This window comes from Leptolyngbya sp. FACHB-1624, assembly GCF_047649235.1.
GTDB lineage: Bacteria > Cyanobacteriota > Cyanobacteriia > Leptolyngbyales > Leptolyngbyaceae > Leptolyngbya > Leptolyngbya boryana.
Genome location: NZ_CP180258.1, coordinates 5,535,725 through 5,554,583, shown reverse-complemented (window position 1 = coordinate 5,554,583; position 18,859 = coordinate 5,535,725). Strand labels below are relative to the sequence as shown.

14 protein-coding genes are annotated in these 18,859 nt (G+C 46.1%); 5 read left to right on the top strand and 9 right to left on the bottom strand.

Annotated elements, in window-relative coordinates:
• Positions 1 to 6: 6 nt before the first annotated feature.
• From ACMUEV_RS26355 to ACMUEV_RS26340, 4 genes are read right to left on the bottom strand one after another with little or no spacing between them, the layout of a single operon-like run.
• Positions 7 to 1,104 carry an Mrp/NBP35 family ATP-binding protein gene (locus ACMUEV_RS26355; RefSeq protein WP_190653733.1) on the bottom strand — a complete coding sequence of 366 codons (1,098 nt, stop codon included), beginning with the start codon at positions 1,102 to 1,104 and terminating at the stop codon, positions 7 to 9.
• Positions 1,097 to 2,065 (bottom strand): HEAT repeat domain-containing protein, encoded by a 969-nt coding sequence (locus tag ACMUEV_RS26350; RefSeq protein WP_190653732.1) that lies wholly within the window; start codon positions 2,063 to 2,065, stop codon positions 1,097 to 1,099. The genes ACMUEV_RS26355 and ACMUEV_RS26350 overlap by 8 nt, the downstream gene beginning before the upstream one ends.
• A 9-nt stretch (positions 2,066 to 2,074) precedes the next feature.
• Positions 2,075 to 2,302 (bottom strand): ferredoxin family protein, encoded by a 228-nt coding sequence (locus ACMUEV_RS26345; RefSeq protein ID WP_017286112.1) that lies wholly within the window; start codon positions 2,300 to 2,302, stop codon positions 2,075 to 2,077.
• A gap of 25 nt (positions 2,303 to 2,327) precedes the next feature.
• The gene (locus tag ACMUEV_RS26340; RefSeq protein ID WP_026148391.1) at positions 2,328 to 4,031 is read right to left on the bottom strand and encodes a fumarate reductase/succinate dehydrogenase flavoprotein subunit; all 1,704 of its coding nucleotides are present in this window, start codon (positions 4,029 to 4,031) and stop codon (positions 2,328 to 2,330) included.
• A gap of 267 nt (positions 4,032 to 4,298) precedes the next feature.
• Between ACMUEV_RS26340 and ACMUEV_RS26335 the strand changes: the two genes are divergently transcribed.
• The gene (locus ACMUEV_RS26335; RefSeq protein WP_017286115.1) at positions 4,299 to 6,257 is read left to right on the top strand and encodes a LysR family transcriptional regulator; all 1,959 of its coding nucleotides are present in this window, start codon (positions 4,299 to 4,301) and stop codon (positions 6,255 to 6,257) included.
• Positions 6,258 to 6,500: 243 nt separating this feature from the next.
• Here the strand turns inward: ACMUEV_RS26335 and ACMUEV_RS26330 are convergent, their stop codons facing one another.
• From ACMUEV_RS26330 to ACMUEV_RS26320, 3 genes are all read right to left on the bottom strand, one after another.
• Entirely contained in the window at positions 6,501 to 7,316 is an 816-nt protein-coding gene (locus tag ACMUEV_RS26330; RefSeq protein ID WP_017286116.1) for an ABC transporter ATP-binding protein, read from the bottom strand.
• A 29-nt stretch (positions 7,317 to 7,345) separates the two neighbouring features.
• Positions 7,346 to 8,224 carry an ABC transporter permease gene (locus tag ACMUEV_RS26325; RefSeq protein WP_242044927.1) on the bottom strand — a complete coding sequence of 293 codons (879 nt, stop codon included), beginning with the start codon at positions 8,222 to 8,224 and terminating at the stop codon, positions 7,346 to 7,348.
• An 82-nt stretch (positions 8,225 to 8,306) separates the two neighbouring features.
• Positions 8,307 to 9,770, bottom strand: a complete 1,464-nt coding sequence (locus ACMUEV_RS26320; protein WP_415354701.1) for an ABC transporter substrate-binding protein — start codon at positions 9,768 to 9,770, stop codon at positions 8,307 to 8,309.
• Positions 9,771 to 10,312: 542 nt separating this feature from the next.
• Here ACMUEV_RS26320 and ACMUEV_RS26315 point away from each other — a divergent pair.
• A complete protein-coding gene (locus tag ACMUEV_RS26315; RefSeq protein ID WP_190653730.1) occupies positions 10,313 to 11,461 on the top strand; it encodes an AbrB family transcriptional regulator in 1,149 nt (382 codons plus the stop codon).
• A gap of 104 nt (positions 11,462 to 11,565) precedes the next feature.
• Here ACMUEV_RS26315 and ACMUEV_RS26310 read toward each other — a convergent pair whose 3' ends face one another.
• Positions 11,566 to 13,014 carry a serine/threonine protein kinase gene (locus ACMUEV_RS26310; protein ID WP_190653729.1) on the bottom strand — a complete coding sequence of 483 codons (1,449 nt, stop codon included), beginning with the start codon at positions 13,012 to 13,014 and terminating at the stop codon, positions 11,566 to 11,568.
• A gap of 186 nt (positions 13,015 to 13,200) precedes the next feature.
• On the opposite strand from ACMUEV_RS26310, the gene ACMUEV_RS26305 reads away from it, so the two are divergent.
• The 3 genes from ACMUEV_RS26305 to ACMUEV_RS26295 all read left to right on the top strand — a co-directional run bounded on the left by ACMUEV_RS26305 (position 13,201) and on the right by ACMUEV_RS26295 (position 17,562).
• Entirely contained in the window at positions 13,201 to 15,240 is a 2,040-nt protein-coding gene (locus tag ACMUEV_RS26305) for a S9 family peptidase (RefSeq protein ID WP_190653728.1), read from the top strand.
• Positions 15,241 to 15,267: 27 nt separating this feature from the next.
• Positions 15,268 to 16,803 carry an FAD-dependent oxidoreductase gene (locus tag ACMUEV_RS26300; RefSeq protein ID WP_415354700.1) on the top strand — a complete coding sequence of 512 codons (1,536 nt, stop codon included), beginning with the start codon at positions 15,268 to 15,270 and terminating at the stop codon, positions 16,801 to 16,803.
• 174 nt (positions 16,804 to 16,977) lie between these two features.
• On the top strand, positions 16,978 to 17,562 hold the full coding sequence (locus tag ACMUEV_RS26295; RefSeq protein WP_017286123.1) for a hypothetical protein: 585 nt from the start codon (positions 16,978 to 16,980) through the stop codon (positions 17,560 to 17,562).
• Positions 17,563 to 17,904: 342 nt separating this feature from the next.
• Here the strand turns inward: ACMUEV_RS26295 and ACMUEV_RS26290 are convergent, their stop codons facing one another.
• Positions 17,905 to 18,786 (bottom strand): DUF4351 domain-containing protein, encoded by an 882-nt coding sequence (locus ACMUEV_RS26290; protein WP_190653727.1) that lies wholly within the window; start codon positions 18,784 to 18,786, stop codon positions 17,905 to 17,907.
• Positions 18,787 to 18,859 lie beyond the last annotated feature (73 nt).

The window sequence follows — 18,859 nt, the reverse complement described above, 5'->3', positions numbered from 1 at the left end:
ATCAACTCAGCATAGAATTGCGTCTGCTAATTTGTGGATTGAGCAGAATGTTTTGTCAAGTGCTGAAGCGATGTTGAGAAAGACTTGCCCAACAAATGATGTTGGATCAGTCAAGGTTACGGGTCTTCCAGAGTCACCCGCCGCACAAATTCGAGCCTCAATCGGAACTTGTCCCAGTAGAGGAGTTTGCAGTTCTTCTGCAAGTTGTTGTCCCCCACCACTGCCGAAAATCGGAGTCGGCTCACCACAATGCCCACAGCGCAAATAGCTCATGTTTTCAATGATGCCGAGTACTGGAATTCCGACTCGACGAAACATATGAATACTGCGGCGAACATCTGCGATCGCGACTTGCTGCGGTGTGGTGACGAGTAATACGCCACAGATGGGGCTTTCTTGAACGATCGTGATTTGAGCATCTCCTGTACCGGGTGGTAAGTCAATCAGAAGATAGTCTAGATCGCCCCACTCGACATCTTGGATAAACTGAGTGATGACCTTGTGCAGCACAGGTCCGCGCCATGCTAGTGGATGATCGGGTTCTGCTAGAAGCCCAACTGACATGACTTTGATACCGTGGGCTTCTAAAGGCAGAAATCGCGTTCCTTCAGCAGTTTCGATCGTCTTCACCTCAGAATGTCCTAATCCCAACATCTGTGGAATATTTGGACCATAGATATCTGCATCCAGCAGCCCGACTTTTGCGCCTTGTAGGCTTAGCGCGATCGCAAGATTGACAGAAGTGGTTGATTTTCCAACTCCACCTTTACCACTCGAAATCGCTAATGTCGTTCTCACGCCTGGAATCGTGCAGAGTTGAACATAACTCTTCTTACACCAAGTGAGTTGTGAAAGCACAGTCTCAATCTGATGTTTCAAATCGTGCTGATGCTTTCCAACATACAGCCGCAGGTAAACATAGTTATCCACCACTCTGAGATTGCGAACCATGCCTAAACTCACAATATTGTTGTTGAGAACAGGTTCAATAATAGTTTTGAGCAGTTCAGTCACCGCTTGTTGGCGTGCTTCAGCAATCAGATCAGGTGGATCTGTTTCGGGAAGGTCATGAGCCGTCTGGAAGGGAGAACGATGATTAGGCATTAGAGGGTTCTTGTAACGCTTCTTGAATGGTCTGAATGGCGCGTTGAGCAAAGATGCAGACATCGCAATCGGGGTCGTCGAGCGATTGCTGCAACGGATTGAGAGCCGCTTTATTTTTCAAAATGCCAAGCGCGATCGCAGCGTCTCGTCGGACATCTGAATATTCGTCAGCGAGCGCTTGAATGAACAGAGGAAGAGAGCGATCATCTGGAGTTTTCTGCAAGGCTTGCAAGCTGAATTTGCGAACTTGCCAATGATCATCTTTTAAGGCAGCTTCTAGAGGCGCGATCGCGGTTTTGTCTGCATGAATTGCAAGAGATTTTGCTGCATTGCGCCGAACTTCCCAATCTGGATCGTGAGTCAATGCTTCACAGAGACAAGGAACAACTTGCTCATCACTGAGATGTCCCAGCGTTAAAGCTGTTGCCCGTCGAACACTTTCATCCGAATCGGACAATAGCGCTAATGCAGGTTGACAGCGTTCGACTTGGTTGAGATAGCGCAATGTTGTCACCGCAGATTCTCGCAAAGCTGGATCGGGAGATTCAAAAAAAGGCAACACATACGGCAAGGATTGAGCGTCATGAATCTTCCGTAACAGGAAGAGAATATTCAATTGCAGGTTTAGATCATCTCGCAGTAAAGCATCTAGGAGCAGCAATAAATGATCTGGAGCAATCAGTTCACCTAATGCCGATCGCGCTTCGTCTCGGATTTCTTCATCCGGGGACGCAAGACATTCAATCAAGGCTGGAACGGCTGCTGGATTTGCAAGTTCCCAGAGTACAGTCACTGCTAACTTTTGGACGAGTAGACTTTCATCTGTTAGGGCTTCGATCAACGGGGTTAGAGCCTCTTCGTCTCCAAGATGCTGTAAGGTTTTGAGCGCAACTAGTCGATTTTCAACTTGTGGCGATCGCAGCATTTCTAACCAAGGAGCAAGTTCAGAATTCGTGTCCATTACTTTCCTCTAGCGCAACAGGAATGGAATTTGAACAGTAATTGCGTTGGTCGGGCATTCCTTTTCACAAGGTAAGCAGAACCAGCACTCGTCATACTTCATATAAGCTTTGCCTGTTTCAGGGTCTTTGGCTAAGACATCAAGCGGACAGACTTCAATGCAGGCGACACATTTTTCAAGACATTTTGACTCATCGACAATGACTGGAACATCGATTCTTTGAATTGCTAAAGCCATCGCAATTTACACTCTTCTAAATAACTTAACGAACAGCTACGTCGTACACTTCGGTTTCAACATTGACGTCTACGATGTAAGGCTCGATCGGACGTTTGAATAACACCATGTCACCCGCATCATCTTTTTTCAGATGCACGTGGCAGAACCATTCATCATTGTTCTTGTCTGGATAGTCTGCTCGATAGTGATACAGTCCCCAGCGACTTTCACGGCGATAGAGGGAAGCTCTTGCTGCCATTTCTGCACAGTCGCGAATAAAGTGAACTTCCATACAGCGCATCAATTCATGCGGATCACGAGCACCCATTAGCTCTAATGTGTCGTGGTAGCGCACAAAATTGCTGAGTCCAAGCTCCATGCGATTGGCTGATTTAGGCGGCTGGAGATAGTCATTGACGAGCCGACGCAGCTTATATTCAACCTGGGTATGTGGTACTCCGTTGGGTCGATCGAGCGGCGCATAGATTCTTGCTTTTTCGGCAGCGAGAAACTCTGGATCAGGGTCGAGATGATCGAGATTCTGACAATATTCAACGGCATGTTCTCCAGCAATGCGTCCAAAGACAAACGCACCGATCATATAGTTATGAGGGACGCTTGCCATGTCGCCTGCTGCGTATAGTCCGGGAACTGAAGTTTCAGCCCGCTCATTCACCCAGACTCCAGAAGCACTATGACCGCTACACAGTCCAATTTCAGAGATATTCATTTCGACGCCATGAGTGCGATAGTTTTCACCTCGCCCTTGATGGAATCTGCCTCGGCTCGGACGCTCATTTGCCCAGAGGATTGACTCAATTTCAGAAATTGTATTTTCATCTAAATGAGTCATTTTGAGTTGAATTGGACCTTTGCCAGAGTTTAGCTCTTTCCAAACTTCTAGCATCATTTGACCGCTCCAATAGTCGCAGCTAATAAAGCGATGTCCTTGTGCATTAGCTGTGTAAGCTCCAAATGGGCTTGCAACGTAAGCACAAGCAGGACCGTTGTAGTCTTTCATCAACGGATTGATTTGAAAACATTCAATGTTACTCAGTTCTGCTCCGGCGTGATATGCCATCGAGTAACCGTCGCCTGCATTGGTTGGATTTTCGTAGGTTCCATACAGATAGCCAGAAGCAGGTAAGCCTAAGCGCCCGCAAGCGCCCGTGCAAAGGATGACAGCTTTTGCTTGAATGACGACAAAATCTCCATTGCGAACATCAAGACCGACTGCACCGATCGCACGTCCATCGCGCACGAGAACCCGAGTTGCCATGACTCGATTTGTGACTTGGGCTTTGTGACGTTTAACTTGACGCGCCAGAATCGTTTTTAAATCTTTTCCTTCTGGCATCGGCAAAACGTATTTACCCACGCGATGCACTTGTTTGAGGTCGTAATCTCCTTGAGCATCTTTCTGAAATTTTACGCCCCATTTTTCGAGTTCTTGAATGACAGAAAAGCCAAGTTTTCCAGTTTGATAAACAGCGTTCTGATTGAGAATGCCATCATTCGCGATCGTAATTTCTCGCACATATTGTTCTGGAGTCGAATTTCCAGGAATGACGGCAGTATTGACTCCATCCATTCCCATTGCGATCGCGCCACTGCGACGGATATTTGCTTTTTCTAGAACGAGTACCTCACCTTCGGGATTGGCTTGCTTTGCTTTGATGGCAGCCATGGTTCCAGCCGTTCCACCCCCAATCACCAGCACATCCGTCTTCATCCATTGAGTATTCACTCAAAAAGCCTCCTGATTGATGAACAGAATTTTAGTCTTACGCTGAAAACTGTCTCAAGCACTACAGAAAAAATCAGCGAAAACGACTTGATTAGAAACATCTTTGATCCAGAAGAAGTTTGCCTGAAAAAAGATGTGATTGAATCAACTGTTTTCATTGTGCAGCACGATTTTGAATTTCTTTATTGCAGTATTTTATGAACCAATAAATGAATTGAATTGATCAATTTGATATGATCAACAAACACCCTATGAGGTTGTAAAGCGATGGAAGTTTATCAGATTCGAGTTTTTCTAGAAGTAGCTCGTTACCTGAGTTTTACCGAGGCAGCCGATGCGCTGAATTTAACTCAGCCTGCCGTGAGCGCTAAAATCAAATCGTTAGAGTCAGAATTAGGAACTTCGCTGTTTTACCGTTTAGGGCGCAAGATTCAACTGACAGAAGTTGGGGAATTCTTGTTTGAAGAAGGTGCAAAACTAATTCAGATTGAAAATCAACTCATTCAGAAAATTGAAGATATTAAAAAAGGAAAATGTGGCAGTCTAAAAATCGGCTGCACAATGGCACTTGCTGAAGGTTGGTTGCCTAATATTGTGTTTGAATATCGACAGCAATATCCGAGTATTCAAGTTCAGTGTCTAGTGTTTGAATCTGCTGAATTGCTCTATCAAGCGATGACGAGCCAGACAGTAGATGTGGGGATTTCTGATGTCAATTTTGAAGAGTTTTCTGAACTTTCAACTACTGCGATCGACAAAATTTCTTATCACGTCTTTGTCTCTCATCATCATCCCTTAGCAAAACAGCGCTGGATGAGTTTAGCTGATCTGAGAAAGTATCCTTGGGCATTGCTTCCTGCAGGCACACCGAGCCGTTTAGTCCTGGACTCACGACTGTCTGAGTTAGGACATACGCTGGATGGATTTCTCCGATTTGAAACCGTGGATACGATGAGCTTGATGCGAACCTACATGATGCAGGGGAACTATCTCGGCTTCGCAACTAACTTTGATTTTCAACCAGAGTGTGAATTAGGGACGATGACAGCAATTTCGCTTCAGGAGTTTGCTTTATCTGGCTCAGTTTACCTGGTCGTGCCTCGACGCTTAAACCAAGCGAACACAGTGGATTCATCGAGTCGGCGATCGCGCAATCTCAATCCGACTCAAAAGCTCATCAACCTGCTACAAGCTAAGACAAGTCCTGCTGTTTCTGCCTCGAACGTTGTTCGTTTACGATCGCCGAGTTTTGTGCGTCGCAGTCAGTCTTCTTCACGGTCTGAAGTGCTAACTCTTTCGATTGGAGTACAAAACGGGACAATTCCTGCGATCACAGCAGGCTTAATCATGCAAAGGTTGGGGCTGCTCGAACATTTCCTGCCCCAAGAAGGACGATATAGTTCGATTCAGTATCAGATTCAGTGGCAAGACTTCTCAACCGGAGCGCCGATTGTCGATGGCTTGCGATCTCGACAACTGAATATTGGTGTGCTCGGTGACTATCCCTTGCTCTTAAGTGCTGAAGATACAGTTCAGAATACTCGCCTGATTAGCTTTGTCTCGACCAATCCTGATGGGTCTTGTAATGCGGTTGTGGTTCCCCATCGTTCTCATCTTCACAGCGTCGATGACCTACGTGGACGAGCGATCGCAGTTCCCCTTCGGTCTTCTGCACATGGCATGGTGCTGCGATCGCTGAATGCGACTCGGCTTTTAGATCAAGTCAATTTAATCCCTTTTCAGCAACAGGCTGACCAATTCGAGTTTTCTGAACAATACGCGGATGGCTATGCTCACTTTGCACCATTTCACGACATCGCTTGTCGTCGCGGACAGTTCCGTTACCTCGAAGGGTGCAATTCCGAAGCGTTACCTGCTTTCTATGGTGTAGTAGTCACGAATGAATTGGCTGACCAGTATCCAGAAGTCGCGATCGCGTATCTTCGGGCATTATCCGCAGCCCAATATTGGTACGACACAACGCCAAGTGCGCCAGCTTTAGTCGCAAAATGGACGCATCTTGATCCAGAAGTGATTGTTCAAATTTTGAGCAGTTCGTATCAGAAAACTCAGCCGGGACGGTTTTTCTCAGAGATGCAGATTCGTCCTGACTGGCTGAGATTACACATTGATCAACTGAGTCAGATTCCAGGCAACCAGCATTTACAAGCTATTAACTTAAATCAATGGATTCATGCAGACTTTTTGCAGCAGATTAGAGCATAGCAATACTTGGAACTGATCTCGCGATCGACATCGCAGCTAAACAAGCTATACCCGTCTCTGTTGGTTAAGAGTGCGTCAGGCATTTGTCTGTTTAGCTGCAAATTCGATTCACCAATCGAATGTTCGGATTGGCTGAGTTCAAGCTGCTGAGAGAATGTTTTAAAAGTAATCGTTGAGACGCATTCACCCGTCCCGGAATGGCAACGTGAGCGAAGAGTCTGTTTATACCTTTAAAGCATTCTCTTAGCTTAGCTCCATGCTTTTCAAGGTTTCTTCTCGAATGAGTTCAAAAACCTCGCGATTTAATTGTAAAAATTCTGAAGTCACCATGATATCGATATGTCTCGGTCGTTCTAGAGGCACATCTACAATTTGCTTAATCCGCCCTGGATTCACGCCCATGACGAAAATACGATCGCTCAAGAACACCGCTTCTTCAATGTCATGCGTCACAAAAATAACAGTTGCTTTCAACTCGCTCCAAATGTCGAGCAGAAGCTCTTGCATCATATGTCGGGTCTGCGCGTCTAATGCTGCAAAGGGTTCATCCATTAACAGTACAGAAGGAGAGTTCACCAAAGCACGGATAATACTTGCCCGCTGCTGCATTCCTCCTGATAGTTGGTAAGGATAAGAGTTGCGATGCTTATACAACCCCACACGATTGAGATAGTAGTTGACAATCTCTTTGCGCTTTGCCGCAGGAATGCCTTGAATCTTAAGCCCAAATTCCACATTCTGGAAGGTCGTCTTCCACGGCAAGAGTGAATACTGCTGAAACACAAAGCCGCGATCGGCTCCGGGACGCACAATCCGTTTGCGATCAACCGTAACAGAACCGCTGTAAGGTTTAATAAATCCAGCGATCGCATTGAGAATCGTCGATTTTCCGCATCCGGATGGACCAAGCAAACAGACAAATTCGCCTGGCGCGATCGTAAAGTCGATCGACTCTAAGACCGGAATTAACTGTCCTTTTCGTTGAAAACAAATTGATAGATCCTCGACCTCCACAAGTCCTTTGAGTGCTTGTTGCGGAGTTCCTTGCTCGATTAACATTGTCACACTTACTATCCTCTAAATATGAATTAGTTGGCGTTCCCTTTCTTCGTGACGCGCCAGGGCATTAAGACATGGGTCAGTCGATCCACTGCATAAGAACTCAGTGACCCCATCAATCCGATCAGCAGCATTCCCATCACAATCGGAGGATAGTTAGAAGTCACATAAGACTCCCAGGTCAGATAACCAATCCCAAACCGTCCTGCCAAAATTTCAGCCGTGACTAGACAGAACCAAGAATTTCCCATGCCAATCACTAAGCCACTTGCAATGCTAGGCATGGCTCCCGGAATCACAATGTCTTTGAAGACGTGCCATTGTCTCGCGCCTAAGCATTGTCCAACGCGCAACAATAGTAAATCAGTGCCTTCAACGCCTTTGATCGTGCTAATCAAAATTGGGAAGAATGCGCCGATAAAAGTAATGTAGACCATTCCCGACTCTGCATCAGGAAACATCAGAATTGCCAGTGGAATCCAGGCAACCGCAGGAATGGGGCGGAGAATCTCTAACGGCAAAAACACAAGGTCTTCGATCTTTTGAAACCAGCCAATCACAATTCCTAAGCTAATGCCCAGCACGACTGCGATCGCATAGCCCAAGAGTACCCTCAGCACGCTTGCCTGAATATGCACCATTGGATTGTGCGAGAAAAACTTCAAGGTTGCACTCAGAACTTCTACAGGCGAAGGAAGAAAGGCAAAATTGATAAAGAATTGAAACTTGATCGCGCAGAGAAATTGCCAAATTCCAAAAAATAAAACTAATGAAAGAACTCGGAACAAAAGCCTGATCGGGTTAATTCGTGAAGAACTGTCTGAACTCTGGAATAACTGTGAAAGTAGAAAACTCCAGTGATCGAGCATACGAGGTTTTGTCGATCGCGGAGAGGACGGACTAGACATAAAATGCCTCCAATCGGTAAAAGAGCACAGCGAGGAACACATTGTTCCATGTTCAAGCGTCCTTGACTGTATCAAAGCGCATCTAGCGTGCTGCTATGGGCTGTGAGGCTTGTGCGTAAAACTCTTGTAGCCCTTTGAATCCAACGACCTGAGCACCATTCTGTTGAGCAAAAGTCTGAGCATCCTTCTCGGTCAAAAATGCAGAGATATCATTATTGTTGCGAACAAAGAAAGAATTCTCTGCAAAGAGCTTCCAACCGTTGCTACGATCGTGCACAAAAATAGCACTAACCGCCTGCTTGCCCTCAGCCTGAAGCTTTTTCAACGCTGCCATCATATTTTGAATCGAAGCATAGTTTCTCACTTTCTCTTCGCCTTTGAGCCACAGTTGAGCTGCCAATTTTGCATCTTGAATCGGTTGCTTTGTTTCAGCATCTTCTCCTGTAATCACAAATTGCTCAGCCTCTGTTGCAACTTGTTGATCGCTCATGCCCATTTCTTGCATCGCCTGCTTCAGATAGCTGTTGTCAATGAATTTTTTCACATCTTCAGGTTTGACAGTGGCATCTAGTCGTCCTAACTGTTGCAGAGTCGTCACACTGTTGGTGAGTGCGTCTAGATTGGGTTGCTGAATGCTAGGATTGAGTCGCTGCAATCCAGATGGCCCGAGAAACATATACACGACTTCCTTTTCGACTCCTGCCCATTGTTCAACCTTGGCTGAAATAGCTTCGGGCTGTTCACGAAAGAGTTTGTTCGCTTCGAGCAAGGCTTTCATGTAGGCAACAACAACTTCTGGATATTGCTTAGCAAAGTCCGATCGCACGACCACACCATGAAATGTCGGGACACCGAGTTCTGCACCATCGAAGATCTTCCGAGCAAATCCTCGGAAGGGAAACATCTCACCAAAGGGGACAAAGTTTGCATGAGCGTCGATCTGATTGGTTCGCAGACTCGTGCCACCCACTTCTGGTGCTTGACTAATCAATTTCACATCTTTATCGGGTTCTAGTCCGGCTCCCTTTAGTGCTTTGAGTAACATTCCATGTGCAGCGGAACCGAAGGGCACAGAAACTTGCTTGCCTTTCAAATCTGCCAATGTTCTGACAGAACTATCTTTTGGAACCATTACTGCATTTCCGGCTCCGGTGGCACTGTAGCCCAAAGTCCCAATGTAGAGCGTATTGACACCCCCACCTTTCTGTTGAAAAGTCGTCATGTTGATCGTCAGTGGGAAATCTCCCATCATGCCAATATCAAGTTGATTGGCAAGCATTTTATTTGTAATAGGAGGTCCTGAAGTGTAGCTTGACCACTCAATTTTGTACTCCACATTTTCGTATTTACCTGTTTTTGGCAAGTATTTCTCAAGCAATTTTTCTTCGCGAATAACAGAGCCTCCAGTCGCTGTATTAATGACTTGATCTTGAGTTCCAATCGCGATGCGAATTACTTTTTTTTCACTCGTATTGCCTGACAAATTGCTTGTCTGAATATTAGAACATGCAGCAACAAAAGCAAATGAAATAAATGATAGAGACACCAAAAAACCGCGACGAGTGAACCTCCGTCTATTCATGATTGAAATCGCTCCAGCGCTTGTTGTGTAACTCTTATTTATTCAGTCCTAGCTTCTCTCAACTGTAAGCAAGGATACAAATATTGGCTTCTCTACTCTTTCTATTCATAGAGGGATCGATTGAATCCATAAAACAAATTGATAAGTTTCTAGAGCCTGAGTTAAAAAGTGGCTTCTTTGATTGATAGTGATGTAATAAATATCTAAATCTTGATTACTTTTTAGAATTATTTAACTCATTCAAAATAAAAAGTAATTCGTTGTTTTGGATATGAATTTATCAAGAAGTATCTTTGTACAGTTGAATTTAGTGAGTGCTATGTCGGTGCAGTTCTATTGAAAGAACTGTCAGATGGTGCAGAGTCGTTCATCCGAATCGAGAAAATCGTTCTCTCTCAACAGTCAGTTAGCGTGCAATATGGGATCTTAAATGAGGTGAGAATTCCGAGTTTCACAAGAACTCGGAATTCTCTAGTGCTCAGTGTTATTTCTGGAGAGTTGCACCTGTGCTAAATTCTGAGCGACTGAAAGCGACGGCTCTAAACCGATGGGTCGAGGTTTATAGCATTCTGGCGATCGAAGGGTTTCTAGCCGTACTCATTGGGTTTGGGCTGGTCGTGCTTGGATTAACAGGTGTCGCTTGGATGCTTGGCGGAATTGCGGCGGGTGCGATCGTGATTTCTAGCTATCGAGCCTTGACTCATGAGCCGATTCAACCGAATCGCAATGCTCGAAAAGCAGGTCAATTACTCATCGGTTTAACGATCGGGTTATCGCTGCAACATCGCAATCTCAGTGCATTATCTGCTCATCTGCTCGTCTTTCTCGGCTTGCCTGTGTTTTTGATGCTGGCGGGTGCATTGATTGGCGTTATCTATTCGCGAGTTGAAAAGACTGACTTATTAACCGGACTATTAGCAACGACTCCCGGAAACATTGGAGTCATGGCAAGTATTGCCGCAGAGTACACCCAGAATACAGCATTAGTTTCTCTGGTTCAGCTCATGCGATTTACCACGGTTGTTGCTGGAATGCCTCTGCTTGCAAATGTGGCTTTTACTCGTTCGAGCAATGATGAGATTTCTGCGATCGTTCAAAGTATTATCAAAATTTCTTGGACTGATCTCCAAACTTCGTGCTTATTTATTGGAATTGCGCTCATTGCTGCTTATTTTGGAACAAAGTTGAGAATTCCGATCGCAAATTTTCTGTGCGCGATCGCGGTTGGGCTGATGTTTGAGGTCTTGTCATTGAGCTTTCCAGCGATTGCTCAACTCGATTTTCAACTCCCGATTTTCTTGAATCTGATCGGTCAAATCTTACTCGGAATTACGATTGGTGAATATTGGGGAATTAATCCAAAGTTGAAAATTTTATCGATCGTGCGGTCTATTGTTCCAGTGGTATTAATGTTGATCGCTGCATTGATCGCTGCGTTGATTATTCAATCTCTCACTCAATGGGATTGGCTCACTTGCCTACTTGTTGCGTCTCCAGGGGGGTCGCCTGAAATGATTTGGATAGCACTGAGCTTGCAGCAAGATCCTGAAATTATTACAGCAGGACATCTAGTTCGCTTACTAACGATCAATCTATCGTTGCCGTTCATCTTAGCACTCATTCCCATACTTCAATCTGAGAATGAACAGAGCTAATCGTTCACCCCAATACATCTGATAGGGCGATCGGGAGCACTCTAAGTTTAGATTCTCCCCACTCCCCACCAAAACATGAATCCAGTCAACGACGACCTCGCATTTCAATTTGTGTCTTTCTGTTTTTCCTCACGGCGCTCCTCTTTTTTTTCTTCTTTCTGCTCTTTCTTACTCTCCTGTCCCGAACCAGATTGTCCCGAAGCTGGAGAAACCTCGGGTGCGGGAGTTGGGGACGGTGAGAGTGTCGGACTTGCAGCTGGCTCCGGATCAACCGGAGGACTCGTCGGGGGTTCTGGCTCCGGAGTCGTGACAGGAGGGAGCGGATCAGATTCCGCTTCTGGTGTGACAGAGGGAGAAGGAGTTGGGACAGGCGTTTGGTTCGGAGTCGCTTTTGGGCTGGCTTGCGGGACAACCGAAGGCGCAGTTATTTTTTCAGAGTTCTGTTTTGGACGAGATGACGGTTCAGCGAGCGGCGATTCAGTCGATCTCGGAGGTACGGGAACCGATTGCTGACTTGTAAATCGGCTTGCTAAAACACTGCCAGATACTAGTCCTATCATTGCAAGACCACCCCAAAGCCAGGGCTGCCAGTTTTGGTTCTGGGGCTGCACGACTGGCGGCTGGGTCTGAATATTTGTTCGATCGCCCCGAGGCGAGCTAATGGCAACCGTTGCAACCTGGCTAATGGGTGTACTGGCAGCCGGAACCGATCTGATCGATGGCACTGAAACAGATGGTTTCTCAGAGTCTGGGAGCAAGGCTAGCCATTCATTCATGGTTGCAGGACGATGATGGGGTTCTAGCGCCATGCCTCGTAGAATGGCCTGATTGACTCTCGGACTTAAATCAGGACGGAATTCGCGCGGTTCTAGAAGCGGTTGACGATCGCGCAAAATGGACGCGATCGGAACCTGAGCCGTTACTAGAGAATACAGCGTTGCAGCAAGTCCATACACATCGATCGCGGCTGTCCGTTTGGTTTGGGGCAGATATTGCTCGATCGGAGCATAGCCTTCGGAAAACATGCTCGTGTGCGTTTGAGTCATCCCCGGAGAAAATTCGCGCGCTGTACCAAAATCAATCAGAATGACTTGCCCTGTAACTTGATGCAGAATCAAGTTCTGAGGTTTCACATCGCGATGCAGCAGTCCGAGATGATGGACGGCATTCAATGCGGCTCCGACTTGATGAACATACGCGATCGCGGTTGATTCGGGTAATGGCGCATTCGGAAACACCACCTGCGCTAAAGTTGGCCCTGGAATATAGTCCATGACCATGTACGGTAAACCATCTTCCACAAAAAAGTCATTGACTCGCACAATCCCCGGATGAACAAACATCGCAAGCCGTTTTGCTTCATCTTGAAACTGATGTTGAAAATTCGCAAACTGCTGATCTTGACGCAGCGCATCATTGATCGTTTTGATCACCACGACTTGATTGAGCCAATGATGAGTCGCTCGGTAGGTGATGCCAAAACCGCCTCGTCCGAGTTCTTGATCCAGGGTGTATTTCCCGTTTTGCAAGGCTTTGCCCACAAAGGTAGTCATGACAATTCAGTGCAATTTGGTTGAAACAGACGGTTCTAGTTTAAGTCACGCTTGCGCGATCTCCGAGTTCCTTTGGGTGAACATTGAGTGAACATTGCCGCAAATGTTGTCCTCCAACCCAAGCCAGACCTCAATTCTCATTTAAATCGCTAGAATTTAATTCGGTCATTTCTCTGTGTGCCTAAAATGAAACAGTCCTACCCAATCGCGCCCAAGCATCCCTATGTGCATCAACTGCATGGAGATGAACGCATTGACGATTATTTTTGGTTGAGAGAACGCGACAATCCTGAAGTCATCGCCTATCTAGAAGCAGAGAATACTTACACTGAAGCACGAATGCAGCATACAGAATCGCTGCAAACCCAACTCTACGAGGAAATGCTCTCGCGGATTCAAGAAGATGATTTATCAGTGCCTTACCGCTATGGTGAGTTTTATTACTACACGCGCACTGAAACTAGAAAAGCTTATCCGATTCACTGTCGTAAATATCAAACATTAGATGCGCCCGAAGAAATACTTCTTGATCAAAATCAACTAGCTGAAGGGACAGAGTACTTTAGCTTAGGCGGGTTTGAAATTAGTCCAAATCATCAATTATTGGCATATTCGATCGATACAACAGGTGCAGAACGCTACACCCTATTTTTCCTAGATTTAGCAACTCATCAACTGTATCCCGAATCGATTCCTGATACTGCTTCTTTTACTTGGGGCAATGATAATCAAACGGTTTTCTATGCTCAAATTGATGCTGTAAATCGCCCGTACAAGCTATTTCGACATCAGTTAGGTCAGAGCGCAGAGTCGGATCAACTGCTGTTTCATGAAGCAGATGATTCTTATTTCCTCGGTATTGATAAAACTCGGAGTGAAGCGTATTTGCTTCTGAGTTTAGGTAGTAACATTACCTCGGAAGTTTACTATCTCGATGCGAATGATCCGAATGGGGAGTTTCGCCTAATTCGTCCCCGCGAGACTGGAATTGAGTATGAAATTGAGCATCATACGGATACCTTTTATATTCTGACGAATGACAACGCGCTGAATTTCAAACTCATGCAAGCTCCGGTGAGCAATCCGAGCGTTGAACATTGGAAGACAGTGATTGAACATCATGAAGATGTATTTTTAATGGGTATCAGTGCGTTTGCCGATCATTTAGTCATTTACGATCGCGAATCTGGACTGCCGAATATTCGCGTGCGCAAACTTTCCACGCAGGAAGAACATCGCATCTCATTTCCCGAACCCACTTACGAAATTTCAGAATCGATCAATCCAGAATTCAATACGCAGATTCTTCGGTTTGGCTACACTTCGCTAGTTACGCCATCTTCGATTTTTGAATACAATCTCGACACACAGATCCGCGAACTTAAGAAAGAAACCCCTGTTTTAGGTGGCTACGATCGCACTCAGTACAAGAGTGAACGACTCGAAGCGATCGCAGCCGATGGCGCGAAGATTCCATTGTCGATCGTGTATCGAGCAGATCTCGATCGCAATGGTCAAAATCCTTTACTGATGACAGGGTATGGCTCTTATGGCGTTAACTATCCAGATGTTTTTTCGTCTACTCGATTAGCTTTACTCGATCGAGGCGTAGTTCTCGCGATCGCGCATATTCGAGGCGGTTCGGAACTCGGGCGCAAGTGGTATTTAGATGGAAAATTTCTGCAAAAGCAGAATACTTTCAGTGATTTTATTACCTGTGCAGAAACGCTGATTCAAGCAGGTTGGACAGATAGCGATCATTTAGCAATCTCTGGCGGAAGTGCGGGTGGATTGCTCGTTGGAGCGGTGATTAATCAGCGTCCAGACTTGTTTCGAGCCGCGATCGCACAAGTTCCTTTCGTTGATGTCGTTACCACGATTTTAGATACCTCGCTGCCTTTATCAGCAATAGAATGGGAAGAGTGGGGCAATCCGAATGAACGAGAGTTTTACTTTTATATGAAAGGCTATTCGCCTTACGATAATGTTGAAGCTAAGGCATATCCTGCGTTGCTTGTAACTGCTGGCTTAAACGATCCGCGTGTTTCTTACTGGGAACCTGCAAAGTGGACAGCAAAGCTCCGTGATCTCAAAACCGACACAAACATCTTACTCTTAAAAACCAACATGGGAGCCGGACATGGTGGTGCATCGGGACGATATGAGCGATTAAAAGAAATTGCTTTTGAATACGCTTTTCTACTCGATCAGTGGAAGATTACCTGATGGTGTGCCAGCAGAGCTTGGTATGCTGTGAAAGCGGTTAGCGAAACTCGATCGATGAATCAAACTCAGAAATCTCCCAAAGTCGTTGTCGTCGGAGCAGGATGGGCTGGCTTAGGTTCAGCCTATCATCTGGCAAAACAAGGGTATGATGTCACGCTCTTAGAAGCAGGCGGGTATCCAGGTGGACTGGTTGCAGGTTGGAAAACGGCGCAAGGTCGATCGGTCGAAGCGGGAATCCATGGATTCTGGTATCCCTACCGCAATATTTTCTCGCTGGTTGAACAGTTAGGCTTGCAGCCTTTTACGGACTGGACTCGCTCTTCGCAATATTCTCCGAATGGTTTAGAAGTCGAGTCTCCGATTTTTCAGCAAGAGCCTCGTCTACCTACGCCTTTAGGTACGTTTTTGTACACTCGGTTTAAGCGATTACCTTTAAGCGATCGACTGTCTGCTTTGCCATTGCTTTATGCGGTGATTGATTTTGATAATTCAGATGAAGCATGGCAGCGATATGATTCGGTCACTGCTCGTGAGCTTTTCAAACAGTTTGGAGTCTCTGCTCGGCTGTACAAAGAGTCATTTGAGCCGATGTTACTGGTGGGATTATTTGCACCGGGAGAACAATGTTCGGCAGCAGCAGCTTTAGGAATGCTGTACTACTTTATTTTGGCGCATCAGCCTGATTTTGATGTGGTTTGGTGTCGGGGCACTGTGGGAGATCAGATCTTTCGTCCTTGGGTTGAACAAATTGAGACTGCTGGTGGGCGAGTGCTGACTCAAAAGCGCGTCAGCGATGTGATCATCCAAGATGGAAAAGCAACTGGGGTTGTATGTGGAGAAGAGGTATTTGAAGCAGATGCCGTGATCTTTTCAGTTGGGATTACTGGGATGCAAAAGATTGTTAGCAGTAGTGCAACTTTGCGTCAGTTTCCTGAATTTTGTAACTTGATGAATTTAAGTGCGATCGATGTCTTAGCAACTCGGCTGTGGTTCGATCGTAAAGTGTCTGCTCCTCTACCCTCGAATGCTTGCTTTGGGTTTGATAACACAACAGGCTGGACATTCTTTGATCTGAATGCGCTGCATGACGAATGGAAAGATCAGCCTGGTAGTGTGATTGAAGCAGATTTTTATCATGCGAATCAACTGCTGCCGATGAGTGATGCAGACATTGTTGCGAAAGTGCATCGCGATCTAGCAACTTGTGTGCCTGAGTTTCGGACTGCGAAAGTCATAGATAGCAGTGTGATTCGACTCTCGAAAGCAGTGACGCACTTCGCTCCTGGAAGCTATCAGTCGATGCTTTCGGGAACGACGAGCATCGCGAATCTCTTGATGAGTGGCGATTGGATTATTACTCGGCATGGGTCTTGGTCACAGGAAAAAGCGTATGTGACTGGGCTTGAGGCTGCGAATCGAGTGATTGAGCAGTTCAGAATGGGTTCACCTGCACCGATTATTCCAGTTGAACCTGATGAGCCTCATATCGATATTGCTCGCACCACAAACCGGATGCTGAGAGACTGGGCAAGTCGCGTTCTTCCATCGCTCTGGTTACCTTGACGCAAGAGTAAACCTTAAGAGACTTGTAGGATTAGCGCGATCGCACATAAGGTTCAGTATAATTGCAGCTTCGGAAGCAGCAAGGGTTCGAGAGATTGTCGCGGGGAGCAATCGCCTGAGTGTTGAACATCCGAGTAGATCGCTCGTCAACCCTACAAAATTCTGAGGAGCATTATGCTCACGCTATTAGGCATTCCCCGCTTCGAGCAATATGTCTTGAATATGGCATTGGTTCATTTGTGCGATCGCGAAAGTCATGTGGGATATCTCACACGTCAGCTTAATGCAACGGATGGATCTGTGCAGCAAATTACAATTTACCTGCCGCATCCAGAGCAGCAATATGATGGCATGACTCTAGAGGCAGGCTTGACCCAAGGCTACAACATTGAAGTCGAAGCCATTCTCGATCGCAGTCAAATTTGTTATGGAATTCCCAACGGCGCACAGTTTGTTCGAGTCTTGCGGCAAAAAGGAATCGATCAAGGGTTTCAGCTTGCTGCGATCGGGTTATTTATTCGTCCTCTGGCGATTCTGAAGCTGGATATGATTCTGAATATTGAAGCTGCGGAATATCAAACGATCGCAGTTCGGCATCCTGTGATTCGAGATTATCCGAGTGATTGGGAGCAAAAGCTGAATCAGTTTCTTCAGCGAGAGATTGCGAGTGAAGCTTTGCCGAATTTAGCAGGGTATGTCGATCGAGCAATGAACTCAGACTATACTCCTCCAAATTGGGCACAGATTTCCAAGGCTTAACGACTTAGACAGAACATTTCTACATGCCTTCCTACCGTGCCTATCCAATTTCATCGCCTGATGTTTACACGGTAGGTTGTCTTGCATCTGATTTGAGGTGTGAAATCTGGGAGCGCCCCCTAAGTTCCCCAGAATGCGGGACTTTGAGAATCCAAAACGCTTTGGCTTGAAGTCTACCAAATTTGGGGGATTTAGGGGGCACGACAGACTGTGTCTTTCACGATCAATTTAGGAATGCTATCGCTTTTCTAGAAAGCTAGCTCATCTCGAATGTCGCGATCGCCCTTCAGACACATCTGAGGGCGATTTTTGTGGCTTAGCACTTGCCGCCGATTCTGTCTCTTAGGCGTTCTGGTCTAACCAAGCTGTCAACTCTTCGATCTGCGTGAAATCTAATAATGCTTCACCTAATTCTTCGAGTTGCTCGATCGACAATGCCTCAACCTGGGCAGTTGTTTCTGGTGAAAGGGCACCGACTCGACGGGCGAGTTGTTTTAAGATCAGCGATCGACCTTCTTCTTGTCGCCCTTCCTGTTTTCCTCGCTGTTCTCCCAACCGTTCCCCTTCTCGCAAAATCTCTTGATACCAGGGTGACTCTCGCAATACTGCCATATCCCACCTCATGATTTGCCGAACAACTTCACTTCCCAACACAAAACTAGCAAAAAATGCCAGTAATGATTCCAATTCCACCAATTGCTGATCCCCGCGCAATTGATTCAAGGCTCGCTGTACCACTGTAGTCTCCCCACCATTCTTCAACACAGGCACAAACGGTAAGAGCGCATTCAGCGATTGCTCAAACACGATCGCGGCTTCCACTTCCCACAGATTGATGACCTGATAATCTTGCCGCGACTGTAGCCCCATGAAGTTCGCCTCGTAGCGATCGAGAATCGTGACTGTAGATGCGGGGGGCAAGATGTTGATTAAAACCGGATAGGTCGGGAGGCTATACTTCTCCTCAGCGAGGGCTGCATAGGCTCGCATTCGCACAGGCAACTTGTCGTTGTAGCGCAACTGCAACTCATTGAGAATCAGAAACTCTCCCTGAGTGGGGCTGTAAGCTTTAACCAAAACATCATTTTCTCGGCTGACCCACTGAAAATCAGATCCGAGGATTTCTTGAGCAATCACATCGGGTTGCTGAGTCACCCATTGCACCCAAGCAGTCGGTGCCAGACTAATGAGACGTTTACCACCAATATCAGCTTTTTTGACCACGGACTATCTTGAGAGAGTAGTTCAAATAGCCTATCAGCTTTTGATTGATGTATGGCTTGACTACTGAAAACTA

What these genes read in the sequence shown, in the direction of transcription:
- ACMUEV_RS26355 (WP_190653733.1), bottom strand. Translation starts at nt 1,104, where the DNA reads ATGCCTAATCATCGTTCTCCCTTCCAGACGGCTCATGACCTTCCCGAA.
- ACMUEV_RS26350 (WP_190653732.1), bottom strand. Translation starts at nt 2,065, where the DNA reads ATGGACACGAATTCTGAACTTGCTCCTTGGTTAGAAATGCTGCGATCG.
- ACMUEV_RS26345 (WP_017286112.1), bottom strand. Translation starts at nt 2,302, where the DNA reads ATGGCTTTAGCAATTCAAAGAATCGATGTTCCAGTCATTGTCGATGAG.
- ACMUEV_RS26335 (WP_017286115.1), top strand. Translation starts at nt 4,299, where the DNA reads ATGGAAGTTTATCAGATTCGAGTTTTTCTAGAAGTAGCTCGTTACCTG.
- ACMUEV_RS26330 (WP_017286116.1), bottom strand. Translation starts at nt 7,316, where the DNA reads ATGTTAATCGAGCAAGGAACTCCGCAACAAGCACTCAAAGGACTTGTG.
- ACMUEV_RS26325 (WP_242044927.1), bottom strand. Translation starts at nt 8,224, where the DNA reads ATGTCTAGTCCGTCCTCTCCGCGATCGACAAAACCTCGTATGCTCGAT.
- ACMUEV_RS26310 (WP_190653729.1), bottom strand. Translation starts at nt 13,014, where the DNA reads ATGACTACCTTTGTGGGCAAAGCCTTGCAAAACGGGAAATACACCCTG.
- ACMUEV_RS26305 (WP_190653728.1), top strand. Translation starts at nt 13,201, where the DNA reads ATGAAACAGTCCTACCCAATCGCGCCCAAGCATCCCTATGTGCATCAA.
- ACMUEV_RS26295 (WP_017286123.1), top strand. Translation starts at nt 16,978, where the DNA reads ATGCTCACGCTATTAGGCATTCCCCGCTTCGAGCAATATGTCTTGAAT.